The 18,199-nt window shown below is 61.6% G+C and carries 15 protein-coding genes; 14 read left to right on the top strand and 1 reads right to left on the bottom strand.

What is annotated here, in order from left to right; all coding sequences use genetic code 11:
- The first annotated feature begins 44 nt into the window (after positions 1-44).
- The 14 genes from acs to ACST81_RS26960 all read left to right on the top strand — a co-directional run bounded on the left by acs (position 45) and on the right by ACST81_RS26960 (position 17,553).
- Positions 45-2,003, top strand: a complete 1,959-nt coding sequence (gene acs / locus ACST81_RS27025; protein ID WP_077768139.1) for an acetate--CoA ligase — start codon at positions 45-47, stop codon at positions 2,001-2,003.
- A gap of 21 nt (positions 2,004-2,024) precedes the next feature.
- Positions 2,025-2,609: an adenylate kinase gene (locus tag ACST81_RS27020; protein ID WP_012475965.1), complete on the top strand. Its 585-nt coding sequence runs from the start codon at positions 2,025-2,027 to the stop codon at positions 2,607-2,609.
- An 87-nt stretch (positions 2,610-2,696) separates the two neighbouring features.
- Positions 2,697-4,871 carry a methyl-accepting chemotaxis protein gene (locus ACST81_RS27015; protein ID WP_202048392.1) on the top strand — a complete coding sequence of 725 codons (2,175 nt, stop codon included), beginning with the start codon at positions 2,697-2,699 and terminating at the stop codon, positions 4,869-4,871.
- A 98-nt stretch (positions 4,872-4,969) separates the two neighbouring features.
- Positions 4,970-5,977: a class 1 fructose-bisphosphatase gene (locus ACST81_RS27010; protein ID WP_012475967.1), complete on the top strand. Its 1,008-nt coding sequence runs from the start codon at positions 4,970-4,972 to the stop codon at positions 5,975-5,977.
- On the top strand, positions 5,978-7,018 hold the full coding sequence (gene fba / locus ACST81_RS27005) for a class II fructose-bisphosphate aldolase (protein WP_012475968.1): 1,041 nt from the start codon (positions 5,978-5,980) through the stop codon (positions 7,016-7,018).
- 14 nt (positions 7,019-7,032) lie between these two features.
- Complete coding sequence (tpiA, locus tag ACST81_RS27000; protein ID WP_077768138.1) at positions 7,033-7,785, top strand: triose-phosphate isomerase; 753 nt, start codon at positions 7,033-7,035, stop codon at positions 7,783-7,785.
- A 116-nt stretch (positions 7,786-7,901) separates the two neighbouring features.
- Entirely contained in the window at positions 7,902-8,090 is a 189-nt protein-coding gene (locus ACST81_RS26995; protein WP_236771892.1) for a LuxR C-terminal-related transcriptional regulator, read from the top strand.
- Between the two features lie 62 nt (positions 8,091-8,152).
- Positions 8,153-8,581 carry a helix-turn-helix domain-containing protein gene (locus ACST81_RS26990; protein ID WP_077768182.1) on the top strand — a complete coding sequence of 143 codons (429 nt, stop codon included), beginning with the start codon at positions 8,153-8,155 and terminating at the stop codon, positions 8,579-8,581.
- 50 nt (positions 8,582-8,631) lie between these two features.
- On the top strand, positions 8,632-9,558 hold the full coding sequence (locus ACST81_RS26985) for a helix-turn-helix transcriptional regulator (protein WP_077768136.1): 927 nt from the start codon (positions 8,632-8,634) through the stop codon (positions 9,556-9,558).
- 298 nt (positions 9,559-9,856) lie between these two features.
- Positions 9,857-10,033, top strand: a complete 177-nt coding sequence (locus ACST81_RS26980; RefSeq protein ID WP_162854299.1) for a hypothetical protein — start codon at positions 9,857-9,859, stop codon at positions 10,031-10,033.
- Positions 10,034-10,211: 178 nt separating this feature from the next.
- Positions 10,212-11,240, top strand: a complete 1,029-nt coding sequence (locus ACST81_RS26975) for a DUF3991 and toprim domain-containing protein (protein WP_077768135.1) — start codon at positions 10,212-10,214, stop codon at positions 11,238-11,240.
- A gap of 66 nt (positions 11,241-11,306) precedes the next feature.
- Positions 11,307-11,912 carry a DUF1419 domain-containing protein gene (locus ACST81_RS26970; RefSeq protein ID WP_012475973.1) on the top strand — a complete coding sequence of 202 codons (606 nt, stop codon included), beginning with the start codon at positions 11,307-11,309 and terminating at the stop codon, positions 11,910-11,912.
- A 12-nt stretch (positions 11,913-11,924) separates the two neighbouring features.
- Complete coding sequence (locus tag ACST81_RS26965; protein ID WP_012475974.1) at positions 11,925-12,326, top strand: DUF3085 domain-containing protein; 402 nt, start codon at positions 11,925-11,927, stop codon at positions 12,324-12,326.
- A 118-nt stretch (positions 12,327-12,444) separates the two neighbouring features.
- Positions 12,445-17,553 carry a DEAD/DEAH box helicase family protein gene (locus ACST81_RS26960; RefSeq protein WP_012475975.1) on the top strand — a complete coding sequence of 1,703 codons (5,109 nt, stop codon included), beginning with the start codon at positions 12,445-12,447 and terminating at the stop codon, positions 17,551-17,553.
- A 375-nt stretch (positions 17,554-17,928) separates the two neighbouring features.
- On the opposite strand, the gene ACST81_RS26955 is transcribed toward ACST81_RS26960, so the two are convergent.
- The gene (locus tag ACST81_RS26955) at positions 17,929-18,102 is read right to left on the bottom strand and encodes a hypothetical protein (protein ID WP_236771566.1); all 174 of its coding nucleotides are present in this window, start codon (positions 18,100-18,102) and stop codon (positions 17,929-17,931) included.
- Positions 18,103-18,199 lie beyond the last annotated feature (97 nt).

The raw sequence follows: 18,199 nt of genomic DNA, 5'->3' as shown, positions 1-18,199 counted from the left end.
GCATCGATCATGCCGGCCGGCCGCCTGACATTTGAGGAGTTTTGATGTCGGACAAGATTTATCCGGTCACCAAACCGGTGGAGAGCCATGCGCTGATCAATAAGGCCGAGTACCAGGAATGGTACGAGGAGAGTGTCGCTAGCCCCGAGCAGTTCTGGGGCAAACACGGCAAGCGCATCGACTGGTTCAAGCCTTACACCCGCGTAAAGGACACCTCTTTTACCGGGGATGTCTCGATCAAATGGTTCGAGGACGGTGAGACCAATGTCTCCTACAACTGCATCGACCGGCACCTCGCAACAAACGGTGATCAGGTCGCCATCATATGGGAAGGTGACGATCCATCGCTCGACAGGAAGGTCACCTACCGCGAGCTTTACGAGCACGTCTGTCGTATGGCGAACGTCTTGAAGAAGCACGGGGTCAAGAAGGGCGATCGTGTCACTATCTACATGCCGATGGTGCCGGAAGCGGCCTATGCGATGCTCGCCTGCGCCCGCATCGGCGCAATCCATTCCGTGGTGTTTGGCGGCTTCAGTCCCGAGGCGCTGGGTGGCCGCATCGTCGATTGTGAATCGACCTTCGTCATCACCTGCGATGAGGGCCTGCGCGGCGGCAAGCCGGTTCCGTTGAAAGCCAATGTCGACAAGGCGATCGACATCGCCGCGCGCGGTCATGTCATGGTCAAGAACGTGCTCGTCATCCGCCGCACCGGCAGCCCGCTCAGTTGGGCGCCGGGCCGCGACCTCTGGCATCACGAGGAAGCAGCCACTGTTTCGGCCGACTGCCCGCCCGAGCCAATGAACGCCGAGGATCCACTGTTCATCCTCTATACTTCAGGCTCGACCGGCAAACCGAAGGGCGTTCTCCACACCACCGGCGGCTATCTCGTCTACGCCTCGATGACCCACGAATATGTCTTCGATTACCAGCACGGCGATATCTACTGGTGCACTGCCGACGTCGGCTGGGTCACGGGACACTCCTATATCGTCTACGGACCGCTCGCCAACTGCGCAACGACGCTGATGTTCGAGGGGATCCCGACATTCCCCGATGCCGGCCGGTTCTGGGATGTGATCGATAAGCACAAGGTCAACATCTTCTATACCGCCCCGACCGCAATCCGTTCGCTGATGGGCGCCGGCGATGATTTCGTCAAACGATCCAGCCGATCCAGCCTGTGGTTGCTTGGCTCGGTCGGCGAGCCGATCAACCCCGAAGCCTGGGAATGGTACTATCACACGGTCGGCGACGGGCGCTGCCCTGTTGTCGATACCTGGTGGCAGACGGAAACCGGCGGCATCATGATCACGCCGCTGCCGGGTGCGACCGACCTGAAGCCAGGCTCGGCCACTCGGCCCTTCTTCGGCATCAGGCCGGAGCTCGTCGATGCCGAAGGCAAGCTCATCGAAGGGGCCGCCGACGGCAATCTCTGCATCGCCGACAGCTGGCCAGGTCAGGCGCGTTCCGTCTATGGCGATCACAAGCGCTTCATCCAGACCTACTTCTCCACCTACGAGGGCAAGTATTTCACCGGCGACGGCTGTCGCCGTGATGCCGACGGCTATTATTGGATCACAGGTCGCGTCGACGACGTCCTCAATGTCTCCGGCCACCGGCTGGGGACGGCGGAAGTCGAGTCCGCCCTGGTTTCGCATCACCTCGTGTCCGAAGCCGCTGTCGTCGGCTATCCACACAACATCAAGGGCCAGGGCATCTATTGCTATGTCACGCTGATGGCGGGCAGCGAAGGGTCCGAGGAGTTGCGCCAGCAGCTGGTCAAGCATGTCCGCGCGGAAATCGGCCCGATCGCGTCGCCTGATAAGATCCAGTTCGCGCCGGGCCTGCCGAAGACCCGCTCGGGAAAGATCATGCGCCGCATTCTGCGCAAGATCGCCGAGGACGATTTCGGGTCGCTCGGCGACACCTCGACGCTTGCCGATCCCGCTGTCGTCGACGATCTGATCGTCAACCGCCAGAACAGGGCCGAGGCGGCCTAGACCGAAGGAAAGGACTATCCCATGAGACTGATCCTGATGGGCCCGCCCGGGTCCGGCAAGGGGACCCAAGCCAAGCGCATCTGCGAAAAGCTCGGCATCCCGCATCTATCGACCGGCGATATCCTCCGGGCCGAGGTCAAGGCGGGAACGCCCCTCGGTTTGGCGGTCGCGGCCACCATGGCAGCCGGCGGGCTCGTTTCCGACGATACCGTCTCGGCGATCGTCGCCAACCGGATTGCCAGTCCGGAAGCTCAGCGCGGATTCGTACTCGACGGGTTTCCGCGCACGATTTCGCAGGCGGCGTCGTTGGATCAATCGCTCGGGGAGCATTCCCTGACTGCTGTCATCGAGCTCGTCGTCCCGGAGGAAGAACTTTACGACCGCATCTGCCGAAGGGCGGCAGAGTCTGCCGGCGCACAACGCGCCGATGACAATGCGGCGACATTGGAACTGCGCCTCAAGGCGTATCGGGCCGAGACCCTTTCGGTGAGCGAGTTCTACAAGGGTCGGTCGCCCTACTTTCAGGTCGACGGCCTCGCCGTTCCCGAGGAAGTGACCGCCCGGATTCTGGAGATCCTGGAGTCGGCCGCGGCCGAATATTCCTGAGACATTACTAATTCGAGATCAATTTTACCGGATATTCATTCACTCAGAATAATTATTATGGGACCTCGTTATCTTGGGTGGAGAATCATGAGCATTCATTTTGACTTCCTGCTGTTGCGCGGACCGATCCGGACTAAAATCTTTTGTCTGCTGACGCCGATACTGATCGGCATCGCAGGCTTGAGCCTCGTCAACTATCTCTCAGGCAACATGCTGAATACCCAGCTCGCGAGCAGTTCGAGCGGGATGGTCACGCTGTCTGCGATCAAACAAGCCCAGGACGGGATGAACTCCTTCCTGCTCGAGGCGACCGAGGCCAAGCGCGATGCGCTGAAGGCGCTGCTCGCAGACCAGAGCGCTAAGATATCGACGAGCCTGTCCTTCGCTCAAGAGCAGGATGAACGGCAGAGCCTGGTTGCCGCCGGGACGATTGCCGAAGAGGTCTCCAGGACGATCGACGGCCTCTGGGACATGCACAGCGACGAGAGGAAACTGCGGGAAGGGATTTCCAGCGATCTCGCAACCCTGTCGGATGTGCAGTCCAAACTGCAGACCTATCTGAACATTCCCGCCGATCAGGCGGCAGCACAAGCGGCGACCGCCGAAACGCTGAACAAGATCAATTCCATGAACTACGAACTTCGGATCGCCGCTTCCGACTTTCTGGGTGGAATGAACGACGATACCCTCAAGAAGGTGAAGGGCCGTCTCAAGGGCCTGGGCTTCTATCTGGGCAAGGTCAAGGAACAGCATGCCGCCAACGGTCCTATCCAGGAACTGGCCAGCAAAGCCATCGACGTGATCGGCGGGACCTCGGAGAGGTTCGACCAGCTCCTCGTCAAGGTCGGAGAACGTGACGCCGCCTTCAAGGCTGCGAGCGCCAGCATGAATGACGCCTGGAACAAGATCCTTCTATTCGCCGACATCCAGCGCGGCCATGCCTCCGCGGCCCAAGACCAGGCGCAAACCATATCCTTAGTGACGACCGTGATCGCCCTGCTCTTCGGCTGCGTCGCCGGCTATCTGCTGCTCAGAACCATCAAGTCTCCGATCGAAGCGCTCACGGCCTCCATGAAGGCGGTTGCATCAGGCAAGCTCGATGAAAAGATCGGCAGCGTCGAAACGCGCGACGAGATCGGCGAGATGGCAAGGGCGCTTGATGTCTTTCGCCACAACGCGCTCGAAAAGATCCGCGTGGAAAATGAGGCGGAACAGTCGAGGTCACTCGCGCGCCAACAGCGCCAGGAAGACGACCTCCGCAAGACCCGCGATGCGGCTGCCATCAGTAACGCTGTCGAGGCGGTTGCATCCGGCCTGCACAAGCTGGCGAGCGGCGATCTGACCGTGACCATCGGCCGTCCCCTCGATGGTGAGCTCGATCAGCTTCGGCAGGACTTCAATGCCTCGATGCTGCACCTGCAGGCGACGATGCGCCAGATCCGCGACAATGTCGAAATGATCCAGGGCAACGGCAACCAGATGGCCGAGGCGGCCGAGGATCTTGCCAAACGGACTGAGCAGCAGGCTGCTTCGCTCGAAGAAACGGCAGCCGCCGTCGACGAGATCACCGTCACGGTTCGCTCGTCGGCGGAACGTGCCAAGGATGCCGACCAGATCGTCCGCCAGGCCAAGCAGAGCGCCGACGATTCAGCCATCGTCGTCAACAATGCGATCGATGCGATGGGCCGGATCGAAGAAGCCTCCCGCCAGATCGAGCAGATCACCGGCGTCATCGACGAGATCGCCTTCCAGACCAATCTGCTGGCGTTGAATGCCGGCGTCGAGGCGGCACGCGCCGGCGATGCGGGCAAAGGCTTTGCCGTCGTTGCCCAGGAGGTGCGTGAACTGGCGCAGCGCTCCGCCAAGGCGGCCAAGGAGATCAAGGTCCTCATCAACAAGTCGACGGCCGAGGTCAATACCGGCTCGCATCTGGTCCAGGAAACCGGTTCGGTCCTTGCGAAGATCAGCTCGCAGATCGTCACGATCAGTCAGCATGTCGAGACGATCGCCCGCGGCAGCCACGATCAGTCGAGTGCGCTGCAGGGGGTCAACTCGACCGTCAATCAGATGGACCAGATGACACAGCACAATGCGGCTATGGTCGAGGAAACGACGGCCGCGAGCCGCGAACTCGCCTCTCAGGCCGACAGCCTGCTGGCCCTGGTTCAGCAATTCAGGATCGAAGGAAATGCACGAGAATTTGGGTTCTCAAACGCCGAGGAGTTGTCGCACCAAAGACCGGCCAGCCAGAGCGCGGCGTGAGGTCGCCACCGAATTACATTGGCCGGACAGAACTGCGTCTGAAGCGGAGTAACGAAATCGGATCTCACTGGATTTACGAGACAGGTTGAAACATCGACATGACAATCACACCGGACATAGAACTTGGCGCTTATCTCCACGAGACGAAAGTCGATCCTGCCCTGGCAAGCTTGGTTGAAAGCATAGCAGCCTCAGCGATCGTTGTTGCCGATCACCTGAAGGAAGCAGCCTTTCAGAACCATATAGGCAGCTCCGGCACGACGAATGTCCAGGGTGAAGATCAGAAGCTCCTCGATGTCCTGGCCGATCGTGTGTTTCGCGAAACATGCGGCGAGGCGGTCTCGCTTGCTGCCTATGTTTCCGAGGAGGCGGAGGAGGTCACGTGGTTGAAACCTCCAGCCGCTGGCGACCTCATCCTTTACGTCGATCCGCTGGACGGCTCATCGAACCTTGAAGTCAACCTTTCCGTCGGTTCGATCTTTGCGGTGAGTCAGGTCCAGGCGGACGGCGACACCAATGTTCTACGCAAGGGGCGAGAGTATCTCTGCGCCGGCTATGCCATCTATGGCCCCTCGACGCTCTTCGTTATCACATTCGGCCTCGGCGTGGTCGGCTTCACGCTGGATCCGTCTGACGGGCAATTCAAACTGACCAACGCGCGCATGCGCGTGCCGACGGAAACGACCGAGTTTGCCGTGAATTCGTCGCGCCAGCGTTTCTGGGATGAGCCGATCCGACGCTATGTCGACGAATGCCTTGCGGGATCGGCAGGGCCGCGCGGACAGGACTTCAACATGCGCTGGACCGCCTCGATGGTGGCCGACGTCCATCGCATTCTGACCCGCGGAGGGGTGTTTCTCTATCCGGCGGACGAGTCCAATCGCCGCGCCGGCGGCAAGCTGCGCCTGATGTATGAAGCCAATCCCATGGCGTTCCTCGTCGAGGCGGCCGGCGGTGCAGCATCCACCGGAACCGAAGACATCCTTCGCATCCAACCACAGGCTCATCATCAGCGCGTGTCGGTGTTGCTCGGCTCGAGCAACGAAATCCAACGCCTGGTGCAATTTCACCAAATCCATCACTCGCAAGAGGAGATCGGCTCTTAAATGGCTCTCGTCACCCTTCGTCAATTGCTCGACCACGCCGCCGAGAACGGCTACGCCATCCCGGCTTTCAACGTGAACAACATGGAGCAGATGCTCGCCATCATGAAGGCTGCTGATCGTACCGACAGCCCGGTCATCATGCAGGCAAGCCGCGGCGCCCGAGCTTTTGCAGGCGACGCGACGCTGTCGCATCTGATCCGTGCGGCGATCGAGATGTATCCGCATATCCCGGTGTGCATGCATCAGGACCACGGCAATTCGGCGTCGACCTGCATGTCGGCAATTCTTGCCGGCTTCTCCTCGGTGATGATGGACGGTTCCCTCTCTGAAGATGGGCGCACGCCTCTCAGCTTCGAAAATAATGTCGCCGTCACGGCCAAGGTTTCGGAGATGGCGCATCTGGTCGGCGTCTCCGTCGAAGGAGAAATCGGCCATCTCGGCTCGTTGGAAAGCGGCCGCGGCGAAGCAGAAGATGGGCACGGCTTTGACGGCGAGCTCAGCCGCGACATGCTTTTGACCGATCCGGAAGAGGCTGCCGAGTTCGTGCGCTTGACGAAGGTGGATGCGCTCGCCATCGCCATCGGCACGTCTCATGGCGCTTACAAATTCTCCCGGAAGCCGGACGGCGACATCCTTTCCATCAAGCGCCTGAAGGAGATCCACGCCCGCCTGCCCGATACCCATCTCGTCATGCATGGGTCGTCGTCCGTGCCCCAGGAATTGCAGGAACTGATCAACGCGCATGGCGGCGAGGTCAAACCGACCTATGGTGTTCCGGTCGAGGAAATCCAGGAAGGCATCCGCCACGGCGTTCGCAAGGTGAATGTCGACACCGACCTTCGATTGGCGTTCACGGGGGCGATCCGCCGCGTCTTTGCCCTTCATCCCGGGGAGTTCGATCCACGCAAATACCTCGCCCCGGGCATCGAGGCGATGGCAGCGGTCTGCGGCGACCGATACGAGCAGTTCGGCGCCGCCGGACATGCCTCCGCCATCAAGCCCTTGCCGCTTGCCGAGATGGCGAAGCGATATAGCCACTAACCGGGGGCAAGAACTTGAGTAACACTCCCCGCCGGCTCATCGTCGGCAACTGGAAAATGAACGGGCTTACGGCCGATCTCGCCGAGATCGAAAAGGTCGCCTGGAACATCGGCGAGCTGAATGCGGATGTGGCTATATGTCCTCCGGCAACGCTCCTGCAATCCGCCGTGAGGATAATCGCCGGAAGCCGGCTTCTTCTCGGTGCCCAGGATTGCAGCGCTCAGGAAGCTGGCGCCCATACCGGCGACATATCCGCCAGGATGATCGCCGATTCCCGCGCCCGCGTCGTCATACTCGGTCATTCCGAGAGGCGGCAATATCAGGGCGAGACGGACGCGATGGTCAGGCGCAAGGCCGAGATTGCGGTGAGCGCCGGCTTGATGCCAGTAATTTGCGTCGGTGAGACAGAAGCGGAGCATCTCCGCCAGGAGACGCTTACTGTCCTCAAAAACCAGCTGCAGGGTTGCCTGCCCGCCGAAATGAACGAGCTCGCCTTGGTCATAGCTTATGAGCCGGTCTGGTCGATTGGGACCGGTCGGCTGCCCGAACAAAGCGAAATTCTCGCCGCCCATGCCTGCATCCGATCCAGTCTGATCGATGCCTATGGATCGATCGGTGCACAGCTCAGGATCCTCTATGGTGGATCCGTCAAACCTGAGAATTCGGCCGAGATTCTTGCTCTTGAAAATGTCGACGGTGTTCTGGTCGGCGGCGCCAGTCTGCGCGCGGAAAGCTTTCTTCGGATCTGCGAGGCAACCGGGAGGTAGGTCACCAGTCGTTCCGCTGCGGAAGTCAGGGGCAAACCCATCGGGCGGATCGTTCGCCCTGTTGCTCGAGGATGAAAATAAACACCAACGAAAGCAGGTTGGTCATGGAACATTGGATGCTTTCGCCCATCGAAAAGACCTGCCTTCGATGGGTGTCGATGGGAAAGACTGTTGATGAAATCGCCCTGCTCCAAGGCAGAAGCGTCATTGAAATCGAAAGCTATCTCGAGCAAGCGCTTGCTGCACTCGAGGCGAGTTCGATGCAGGAGGCTCTCGAGAAGGCAAGCCTTTCGGAGCCCGACTGATGTTGGCCGCAGGGCGGCGAGCAGCAAACCCACGACCTTTCAACGACAGGGATGGCGATGAAATGACCAATCATGTGAACAATCAGAGCAAGGCCAAAGCGCCGAGCCCGATCGATGTCGAGGTGGGAGCAAGCGTGCGCGGAATGAGCCAAAGCACACTCGCCGAGGCTTTGGGCGTGACGTTCCAGCAAGTCCAGAAATACGAGAAGGGCACGAACCGCGTCGGCGCGAGCCGTTTGCTCAATGTCGCCACTCTGCTCGGTGTGCCGGTGTCGTATTTCTTCGACAGCCAGAGCCGTGATGGAAAACCCGATGGGCTGACAGGCACCGGCGCCGAGATGGAGCTCAGCGCCTTCCTCGATACCGACGAGGGGCGAGACCTCAACGTCGCCTTCGCCAGGATAGCAAGGCCGGCACTGCGCCGTCAGGTCCTATCCCTCGTCAAGGCCATGGCCGCGACGGATGTAAAGGGTTCCCGCGGGAACGCCTAGTTTGGTGCCGCTCCGGTTATGCGGCGAAACTCAACTCCTGGAGATGCCCATTGCAGCATGCTGCACTCCGACATGGCAACATCGCGCAGGCCGGCCCGGTTGGTCAGCTGGATCGCGATCACGTGTCTTGCGTCGGGGACAGCCATTACATCGTCGGCCGGTTCCACGCCTGGAAAGGAAAGTGCCATTCAGCCCTGAAGCTGGCGTTCGATGGCGCGCCAGACGCTTATTTGCTTTACCTGCCCCTATCCACCACGCCTGGGACACGTTCGGGGGCACTGCGCCTTTCGACGGCACAGGCAGTTGGTTTTCTGGAGGATCTCGCTCAGTTCGATGAGCTGACCCCTCATGAACATTCCAGCTATATCGGCCTCTCCTTCGCAAAGTCGGCGATGGTGCAACAGGTCAGTGAACTCTTGGATGGGCCTGTCACGGCAGACCTTCATTTCGACCGCATCGTCGATCTGACCACCGAGAAGGGTCTGCGGCTGGCCGCACTCGGCCATCTCGTATGGAGCTGTCTTAATCTTTCCGACGCGGATCGATTGGCGCCGGCTGCCATCGAGCGGCTGTTTGAGTCGACGATGATCGCACTTCTGGAGGTTGTTCCCAATAGCTACATGCCGCGGCTCGAGCGGCCGGTCTCGCCGGCGGTGCCCCGGCAGGTGAAACGGGCGATCGAGTATATGCATGCCAACCTGTCGCAACCTCTCACTGTTGCGTCGATAGCCAGCGAGACCGGTACGAGCGTCAGAGCATTGCAGGTCGCCTTCCAGCGGTTCAAGGGCACAACGCCTTTGGGCTATCTCAAAACGATCCGCCTCGAAGCAGCGCGCCGAGCGCTGGTCGACGATACCGGCTCGCGGTCGATCGCCGACGCGGCACGCAGTGCAGGGTTCACCCATATGGGGCGGTTTGCGGCCGTCTACTATCAGGCTTTTGGCGAAACGCCGTCGGAAACGATCCGGACGAGATAGATTGCCAGTCAACGGCAATGTCGAAAGCGGAAACCATCTTCGTGTTGCGGAAGTCAGCCGCGAAACTGGCATGGTATGAAATGCGTGCGCGAACCGTTCATCTCCCCCGGAAGCAGCCCAATCCCGCTCTTTTGTGATGGCGTCCTGGCCCGGCGCCGGATCTTCCACGATCAACCCGTTAAGGGTCCGCTAGCAAGCTGCGGCCGCTTCGGCTTCGCCTCGCGGTGATCGCGCCCGTCGCCGGGCCTTTTGAGGAGCCATCGAGCGGGATTGGCCCGCTCCCGCAGGAGCCTCTTATATGTCGCACGATCTTTCCCTCGCTCAGTCCCACGCCTTCCAGCTTTCCCGCGACCTGATGGTCCCGGTCACCGTCTTCGAAGTCGACGGCGAATATGGCGTCCTCCCTTCTGACGAGATCGACGCCGGTGACGCCCTTGAGATCGTCAATGAGTTCTTCCCCTGGCCGGCTCATTGAGCCGGCCGCCAGTGCCTTCGGCGTGCCGCTTGCGCGCGGCAGGCCGCAAGGGAGGCTGCGCCGCGGCCGGGTATTGCATGATCCGACAATTGTCAGCCGCGCCCTTGCGGCCTTTGCTCTTCGCGGCGGGTGGAGCGCGCCTGCGAAGCGACGGGCAAGAAAGGCAATGAGGAAAAGCATGGACAGAAAGGAAATAGAGGCGCTGCGCGACCAGGTGAGCTGCGCGGCTGTTCTTGAGCAGGCGGGCTTCGCCATCGATCTAAAGGAGAGTACCCGGCGGGCGGTGAAGTTCCGCCGGTCGGGCGAAATTATCATCGTCACCCATGACGGTCGCGGATGGTTCGATCCGCTCGGCGATGCGAAAGGCGATGTGTTCGGACTTGTCGAACATCTCGATCATGTTGGCTTTCTCGAAGGCGCCGGAAGGGTCGCCGGCCTTGTTGGTTTTGCGATCACGGAGCCGGAATGGCAGGCGCCGAGGCCTGACCGAGACCTCGATCTTTCTTTACCCGAGCGTTGGCAGGCACGCCGCCGGCCGTGGCCCAGCTCGTCGACATGGGCTTATCTGAACGGTGAGCGCTTCCTTCCTGCCACTCTGCTCCGAGCCACGATCGGGCAAGACCGTCTGCGGGAAGGCCCGCAAGGCAGCATGTGGGCAGCGCACACCGACAATGCCGGAGTTGTGACCGGCTGGGAGGCGCGCGGTCCTGAATATCGGGGATTTGCCTCCGGTGGAACGAAGGTCCTCTTCCGTCTGGGACCGGACCCAGCGTTGCGCCTGGCCGTGACGGAAGCTGCGATCGACGCCATGAGCCTTGCCGCCATCGAGGGGCTGCGCGATGGAACCGTGTATCTCAGTACCGGGGGCGGATGGTCGCCGTCGACGGAGGCGGCGCTTCGGCAGATGGCCTCGCGAGCAGATAGTCTCCTCGTCGCCGCGACAGACGGCAATCCGCAAGGAGAGATGTTTGCCGAGCGCTTGCGGGCGCTCGCGGATACCGTCGGCTGCGACTGGTCGCGGCTCCGCCCGCCCGAGGAGGATTGGAACGAAACCCTGAAAATCAGGGAGAAAGAAAAGAGGGAAAGGAAGGAAGGCGGCGTGCCGCATTCGCGCCGCCCGCGTCAAGGGAAGCTTCGCCCGGGCGAGCCGGCCCTTGACCCGGCCGGTCGCGATGCCGGCGGCCCGGGAGGTGTCATGAAGGACTGAAGAGGATGGCAAGGTCGGAAGGACAGTGCCGCACTTCGGTCCGGAACCATCTCCAAGGAGCCGCAGATGTATCCCTCTCCCGCAATCCGCAAGGTCTTCCACGGCGTTGCCTCACGCCAGCAAATGTTCCGGATGTTCGATCGGCACGCTCAACGTCCGAACCGTTGGGACGGTGACGCCTCGCTCCTCTATTCCGGCGAATGGTTCGAGATCGCCGAGACCGAGCACGACTATATGTTCGAGATCCTGCCACCGCTCTGGATCCGCGGGTCGATGTTCGCCATGCGCGAGTATCTGACGGGTTCGGTGACATCAGTGTTCTTCGCATTGCGCATCGATGGTGTCATCCGACATTTCCACGGCTATTGCGATCTATCGGACAAAGGCGCCGTCGAGCGCATGCGCGTGGCAATCATCGAGCGTGAGAGCCGGCCGGTGCGCGCCATGACGCGCGAGGAACGCCTGGAGCATATCTGGAGCATCACGGCGGACGACTATCGTGGCTATGCCGGCGATCGCTGGGACGAAGCTGCGCGCGGCAAGCGCACGATCATGCTCTACGGCGGCGCAGTGGGCAGCACTCTGAAACTGCTCGACGAGCTGACCGACGACGAGATCGCGGCGAAGCTGCCGGTGCAGCTGCGCCACCTCCCCTCGCCGATTGCCGCATGAGGGAGGCACACTATGCTTTCCTTCCCGCTTACATCCGTCCGCGAGGTCGTCGCCCGCAGTCGTGCCGACGCCGAAGCCAATGGCGGCTTTCGTAACCCCTACTACGGCCTGCGCCCTGGCAAGGACGAGAAGCCCGGCCTCTGGCTCGTCGGCGACCAAGGAGTCTACCTCCTGTCGAACGGCAAGCTGCCCGATGGCGCCAAGCCTTTGGTCGTTTATGCCGAGGAATGCGATCCCCGCACCAATGACGACTGGTTCGCAGTCAAACGCCGGACATTCGGCGGCGATGACGGAGTCGATTTCGTCGATGCGGAACAGCTCGAAGCGATGATGGCGGCCGCGCCGGAGGCGACGCACCTGCGTATCGCATTCCTTCAGGACTCGATGCAGCTCTTCCTGGTCGCGAAGCCCTAGGCAATTCGCGACCAGTCCGGCCCGTTTGGCCACCTATCCCAAACCCTTGAGCTCCCTTTAATCCCCGCAAGTGCTTCCCGCGGGGTGATGACGCTCGCCATTTTCCGAGGAAACCTCCATGAGCAACGATCCCTTCACTCTCGACATGTTCGGCAGCAGCGCGCTGTCATCAGGCCTCGGCCTGGGCGTCACACCGTTCGGCGGCTTCGATACGGTCGCGGCCAACGACGATGACCCGGAACCGACGCCGCCCTCTCCCTCCCCGGCCTTGCCGGCCGCGGCGATAGAACGTCCGGCGCCCCGGCGCCAGGGCAACCGGTGCAACTTCTACCTCGACGATGCGGATCGGGGCTTGGCCGGATCCTGGAAGGATCGCGCTCGCGCCAATGTTGCGGCGATCCTGATCGCGAACAACATCGAGAAGCAGGATCGGCCAGCCAACGCGAAGGAGCAGGCGCAACTCATCCGCTTCACCGGCTTCGGCGCCAGCGAACTGGCGAACGGTATGTTCCGCCGCCCCGGCGAAGTCGATTTCCGGGCCGGGTGGGGCGAGCTCGGTGGCTCGCTCGAAAGTGCCGTTTCAGATGCCGACTACGCGTCGCTCGCCCGCTGCACGCAATATGCCCATTTCACGCCGGAGTTCATCATCCGGGCAATCTGGTCGGGCTTGCAGCGCCTGGGCTGGTGTGGCGGCCGCATGCTCGAGCCGGGTATCGGTACGGGCCTGTTTCCGGCTCTGATGCCGGCGGCCTTTCGCGACAGGACCTTCGTCACCGGCGTCGAACTCGATCCCGTCACGGCCCGGATCGTCAAGCTGCTGCAGCCTAAGGCCCGCATCATCAATGGCGATTTTGCGCGCGCCGATCTGGCGCCGATCTACGATCTCGCCATTGGCAATCCACCCTTCTCCGATCGCACCGTCCGGTCTGACCGGACCTATCGCTCACTCGGTCTCAGGCTGCACGACTACTTCATCACCCGTTCGATCGACCTGCTGAAGCCCGGCGCGCTCGCCGCGTTCGTCACCAGTTCCGGCACGATGGACAAGGCCGACGCGACCGCGCGTGAGTACATCGCCAAAACCGCCGACCTGATTGCCGCGATCCGATTGCCGGAGGGGAGTTTCCGCCGCGATGCTGGCACGGATGTCGTGGTCGACCTTCTGTTCTTCCGCAAGCGCAAGGTCGGCGAACCGACAAGCGATCTGTCATGGCTCGATCTCGAGGAGGTGCGGCCCGAAAGCCAAGACGAGGGCGCAGTTCGCGTGAACCGCTGGTTTGCAGAGCATCCTAATTTCGTCCTCGGCGATCATGCCCTGACCTCCGGACCGTTCGGCGAGACCTATACATGCCAGCCACGCGCTGGCGAGGACCTGCAGGCGGCTCTAAAGAACGTCGTTCGCCTGCTGCCTGAAGGCCGCTATGACGGTGAGCCGACCGCAATCGACGTCGACCTCGAGGACGAGCTCGGCGAGATCATCGATCTTCGCCCCGGTGACGCCAAGGTCCGTGAGGGTAGCTTCTTCATCGATAACAGGCACGGCCTGATGCAGATGGTGGACGGCGCACCCGTGGAGGTCAAAGTCCGCAAGGGGCGCACCGGGGACGGCATCCCGGAAAAGCACGTCGGGATCATCAAGAAGCTGATCCCAATCCGCGACGCGGTGCGTGAGGTGCTGAGGGCCCAGGAGCAGGATCGGCCGTGGCGTGATCTGCAGGTTCGCTTGCGCATCGCCTGGTCGAGCTTCGTGCGTGATTTCGGTCCGATCAACCACACCACCGTCTCGATCAGCGAGGACGAGGAATCCGGCGAGGTGCGCGAAACGCACCGCCGTCCAAACCTGCAGCCTTTCCTCGACGATCCCGATTGCTGGCTGGTCGCCTCGATCGAGGACTACGACCTCGACACCGATACCGCAAAACCGCGCCCGATCTTTTCCGAACGGGTCATCGCGCCGCCTGCGCCGCCCGAAATCACCAGTGCGGCGGATGCGTTGGCCGTGGTGCTCAACGAACGTGGCCGCGTCGATGTCGAGCATATCGCCGAACTGCTGCACAGACATGCCGATGCCGTCGTCGACGAGCTCGGCGATGCGATTTTCCAGGATCCCGCCGATGGCTCCTGGCAGACGTCGGATGCCTACCTCTCCGGTGCGGTCCGCACCAAGCTTGGTGTCGCCGAAGCTGCCGCGGCACTCGATCCAGCCTACGAGCGTAACGTCCGCGCGCTTCAGGCAGTCCAACCCGCCGATCTTCGCCCGTCCGACATCACCGCACGTCTCGGTGCGCCCTGGATTCCGGCCAGCGACGTCGTCGCCTTCGTGAAGGAGATGATGGGTGCCGAGATCAGGATCCACCATATGCCGGAATTGGGCAGCTGGACGGTGGAAGCACGGCAGCTTGGCTACTGCGCCGCCGGCACATCGGAGTGGGGCACCAGCCGCCGTGATGCCGGCGAGTTGCTCGGCGACGCGCTGAACAGCCGTGTTCCCCAGATTTTCGATATCTACAAGGATGCCGGTGGCGAGCGGAGGGTCCTGAACGTCGTCGATACCGAGGCGGCGCGCGACAAGCTGCAGAAAATCAAGGAAGCCTTCCAAAACTGGGTTTGGACCGATCCGGATCGCACCGACCGGCTGGCGCGGGTCTATAACGACCGGTTCAACAACATCGCGCCTCGAAAATTCGACGGATCGCATCTGAAACTTCCCGGCGCCTCTGGCGCCTTTGTTCTTTATGGGCACCAGAAACGCGGCATCTGGCGGATCATCTCCTCCGGATCGACCTATCTCGCCCACGCCGTCGGCGCGGGCAAGACGATGACGATGGCGGCCGCGATCATGGAACAACGACGTCTCGGCCTGATCGCCAAGGCGATGCTGGTCGTCCCTGGTCATTGCCTGGCGCAGGCGGCGCGGGAATTTCTGGCACTCTATCCCAATGCCCGGATCCTCGTCGCCGACGAGACCAACTTCACCAAGGACAAACGGCTTCGCTTTTTGAGCCGGGCAGCGACCGCGACCTGGGATGCGATCATTATCACGCACTCGGCCTTCAGGTTCATCGCCGTGCCGTCCGCCTTCGAACAACAGATGATCCACGATGAGTTGGAGCTCTACGAGGATCTGCTGACCAAGGTGGACAGCGAGGACCGCGTGTCGCGCAAGCGCCTCGAGCGACTGAAGGAAAGCTTGCAGGAACGGCTGGAAGGGCTCGCGACCCGCAAGGACGATCTGCTCACAATCTCCGAGATCGGTGTCGACCAGATCATCGTCGACGAGGCGCAAGAGTTCCGCAAGCTTTCCTTCGCGACCAACATGTCGACGCTGAAGGGTATCGACCCGAACGGCTCGCAGCGCGCCTGGGACCTCTATGTGAAGTCCCGGTTCCTCGAAACGAAGAACCCGGGCCGCGCGCTGGTGCTCGCCTCCGGCACGCCGATCACCAACACACTCGGTGAGATGTTCTCGATCCAGCGCCTGCTCGGCCACGAGGCTCTCGCCGAGCGCGGCTTACACGAATTCGATGCCTGGGCGTCCTGCTTCGGCGATACGACGACCGAGCTGGAGATCCAGCCGTCCGGCAAATACAAGCCGGTCAGCCGCTTCGCGAGCTTCGTCAATGTGCCCGAACTGATCGCCATGTTCCGGGCTTTCGCCGACGTCGTCATGCCGGCGGATCTCCGCGAATACGTCAAGGTGCCTGATATCTCCACCGGCCGACGGCAGATCCTGACCGTCAAGCCGACGCCGGCGTTCAAGGCCTATCAGCAGATCCTCGATGCCCGCATCAAGGCGATCGAGATGCGCGAGGGACCGGCTGAGCCCGGCGACGATATCCTGCTCTCGGTCATTACCGACGGTCGCCATGCGGCGATCGATCTCCGCCTCGTGATACCGGCCAACGACAATGAGGAGGACAACAAGCTCAACCTCCTCGTCCGCAATGCCTTCCGCATCTGGCAAGAGACGAGCGACGATACCTACGTCCGGCCGGACGGCAAACCCTTTGACCTGCCCGGCGCCGCGCAGATGATCTTCAGCGATCTCGGCACGATCAACGTCGAGAAGACCCGCGGCTTTTCCGCCTACCGCTGGATTCGCGACGAGTTTGTGCGGCTGGGCGTTCCCCCGTCCGAAATCGCCTTCATGCAGGACTACAAGAAGACCGAGGCCAAGCAACGGCTCTTCGCCGACGTGCGCGCCGGCCGAATTCGGTTCCTGATCGGATCGTCGGAGACGATGGGAACGGGCGTGAACGCTCAAGCGCGGCTGAAAGCGCTGCATCACCTCGATGTGCCGTGGCTGCCGTCGCACATCGAGCAGCGCGAAGGCCGCATCGTCCGGCAGGGTAATCAGCACGATGTCGTCGACATTTTCGCCTATGCGACCGAGGGCAGCCTCGACGCTTCCATGTGGCAGAACAACGAGCGCAAGGCCCGCTTCATCGCCGCCGCGCTCAGCGGAGATACTTCGATCCGCCGGCTCGAAGACTTCGGTGAAGGGCAGGCGAACCAGTTCGCCATGGCCAAGGCAATCGCCTCCGGCGACGAGCGGCTGATGCAGAAAGCGGGTCTCGAAGCCGATATCGCGCGACTGGAACGGTTGCGCGCCGCCCATGACGATGACCAGTATGCGGTGCGCCGGCAGATGCGCGATGCCGAGCGTGACATCGAGACGTCGACCCGCCGCATCGGCGAGATCGGCCAGGATATCGGTCGGCTCGTTCCGACCGCCGGCGATGCCTTCGCGATGACCGTGCTGGGCAAGCTTCACCATGAGCGCAAGGAAGCCGGTCGCGCGCTGATGAAGGAGGTTCTCACGCTCCTCCAGCTCCAACAGGAGGGCGAGGTTCACCTCGCATCTATCGGCGGTTTCGATCTTGTCTATGAGGGAGAGCGCTTCGGAAAGGGCGACGGCTATCGCTACGCCACCACGCTCCAGCGCACAGGCGCCGCCTACGAGATTGACCTTGCGGTCACAGTGACACCGCTCGGCGCCATCTCCCGCCTCGAGCATGCGCTCGACGGGTTCGAGGAGGAACGCGAGCGTTATCGCCATCGCCTCGATGATGCGCACCGGCGGCTCGTCTCCTATCGCTCGCGCGAAGGCGGCACTTTCGCCTTCGCCGACGAACTTGCCGAAAAGCGCCGACAGCTTCGTGACGTCGAGGACGCTCTTGCCGCCGCGTCAGTTCAGAACGACGCCGCCTCGGCGGAGTCTGCTTGAATGGAATCGCGGTTTTGATGCGACGCAGCATTTGCATAGCTGCATTGCACAATATTTGCTTTCCTTCCGACCGAAATTTGAGCATAGTGCTCACAGCTGATGCACATGGCGGTTTTCCTCCCAGTGCCGCCGCAGCAGCTGTTCCCCTCTGGAGGTTTAAATTACCTTCATACCTATAGGGCCCGAGTTTTCTCGTGGCCCTCTTTTTTTGTCCTGATTTCCGTTCATCGAAGCGACCCCTACGACGGTCATCCTCGTCGCGGTTTTCCCCCGCTCAGGTAATCACCTCGACGCGCTCCATCTTTTCGATCAGCCGCCCGCTCATATCCTCCGGGTCGTTCAGGACGGTCACGAAGTCGGAGAGGCTCGGATTCTTCAAACCGACTTTGTAGATCGCAACCCCGCTTCGACATTCTCGTCCATGGCCTTCAGCCCCTCGAAATGTCGGGAGGCCTCCTGCCAGGCGAGCCCCAAAGTCTCGGTGAACGCAAGGATCTCGTCTGTTCCCGGAACGACCTGATAGGCAAATATCTCTTTTGTATCGTGCATCGAAACCTCCTTGAGCTGCGACAGCCTAAGGCGCGTTTCCGGTTGCTGTGAACTATCAAAAGTGTGAGCGGCAGTTTCCGGAAGGAGGGAGGACAAA

The sequence above is a fragment of the Pararhizobium sp. O133 genome, assembly GCF_051669845.1.
Taxonomy (GTDB): Bacteria; Pseudomonadota; Alphaproteobacteria; order Rhizobiales; family Rhizobiaceae; genus Pararhizobium.
The sequence above is the reverse complement of the archived record's forward strand: the minus strand, read 5'-3'. Positions and strand labels throughout refer to the sequence as shown.

Excerpts from the sequence above, each read along its gene's own strand:
- acs (WP_077768139.1), top strand. The coding sequence starts at position 45 with ATGTCGGACAAGATTTATCCGGTCACCAAACCGGTGGAGAGCCATGCG.
- ACST81_RS27020 (WP_012475965.1), top strand. The coding sequence starts at position 2,025 with ATGAGACTGATCCTGATGGGCCCGCCCGGGTCCGGCAAGGGGACCCAA.
- ACST81_RS27015 (WP_202048392.1), top strand. The coding sequence starts at position 2,697 with ATGAGCATTCATTTTGACTTCCTGCTGTTGCGCGGACCGATCCGGACT.
- ACST81_RS27010 (WP_012475967.1), top strand. The coding sequence starts at position 4,970 with ATGACAATCACACCGGACATAGAACTTGGCGCTTATCTCCACGAGACG.
- fba (WP_012475968.1), top strand. The coding sequence starts at position 5,978 with ATGGCTCTCGTCACCCTTCGTCAATTGCTCGACCACGCCGCCGAGAAC.
- ACST81_RS26995 (WP_236771892.1), top strand. The coding sequence starts at position 7,902 with ATGCTTTCGCCCATCGAAAAGACCTGCCTTCGATGGGTGTCGATGGGA.
- ACST81_RS26990 (WP_077768182.1), top strand. The coding sequence starts at position 8,153 with ATGACCAATCATGTGAACAATCAGAGCAAGGCCAAAGCGCCGAGCCCG.
- ACST81_RS26980 (WP_162854299.1), top strand. The coding sequence starts at position 9,857 with ATGTCGCACGATCTTTCCCTCGCTCAGTCCCACGCCTTCCAGCTTTCC.
- ACST81_RS26975 (WP_077768135.1), top strand. The coding sequence starts at position 10,212 with ATGGACAGAAAGGAAATAGAGGCGCTGCGCGACCAGGTGAGCTGCGCG.
- ACST81_RS26970 (WP_012475973.1), top strand. The coding sequence starts at position 11,307 with ATGTATCCCTCTCCCGCAATCCGCAAGGTCTTCCACGGCGTTGCCTCA.
- ACST81_RS26965 (WP_012475974.1), top strand. The coding sequence starts at position 11,925 with ATGCTTTCCTTCCCGCTTACATCCGTCCGCGAGGTCGTCGCCCGCAGT.
- ACST81_RS26960 (WP_012475975.1), top strand. The coding sequence starts at position 12,445 with ATGAGCAACGATCCCTTCACTCTCGACATGTTCGGCAGCAGCGCGCTG.
- ACST81_RS26955 (WP_236771566.1), bottom strand. The coding sequence starts at position 18,102 with ATGCACGATACAAAAGAGATATTTGCCTATCAGGTCGTTCCGGGAACA.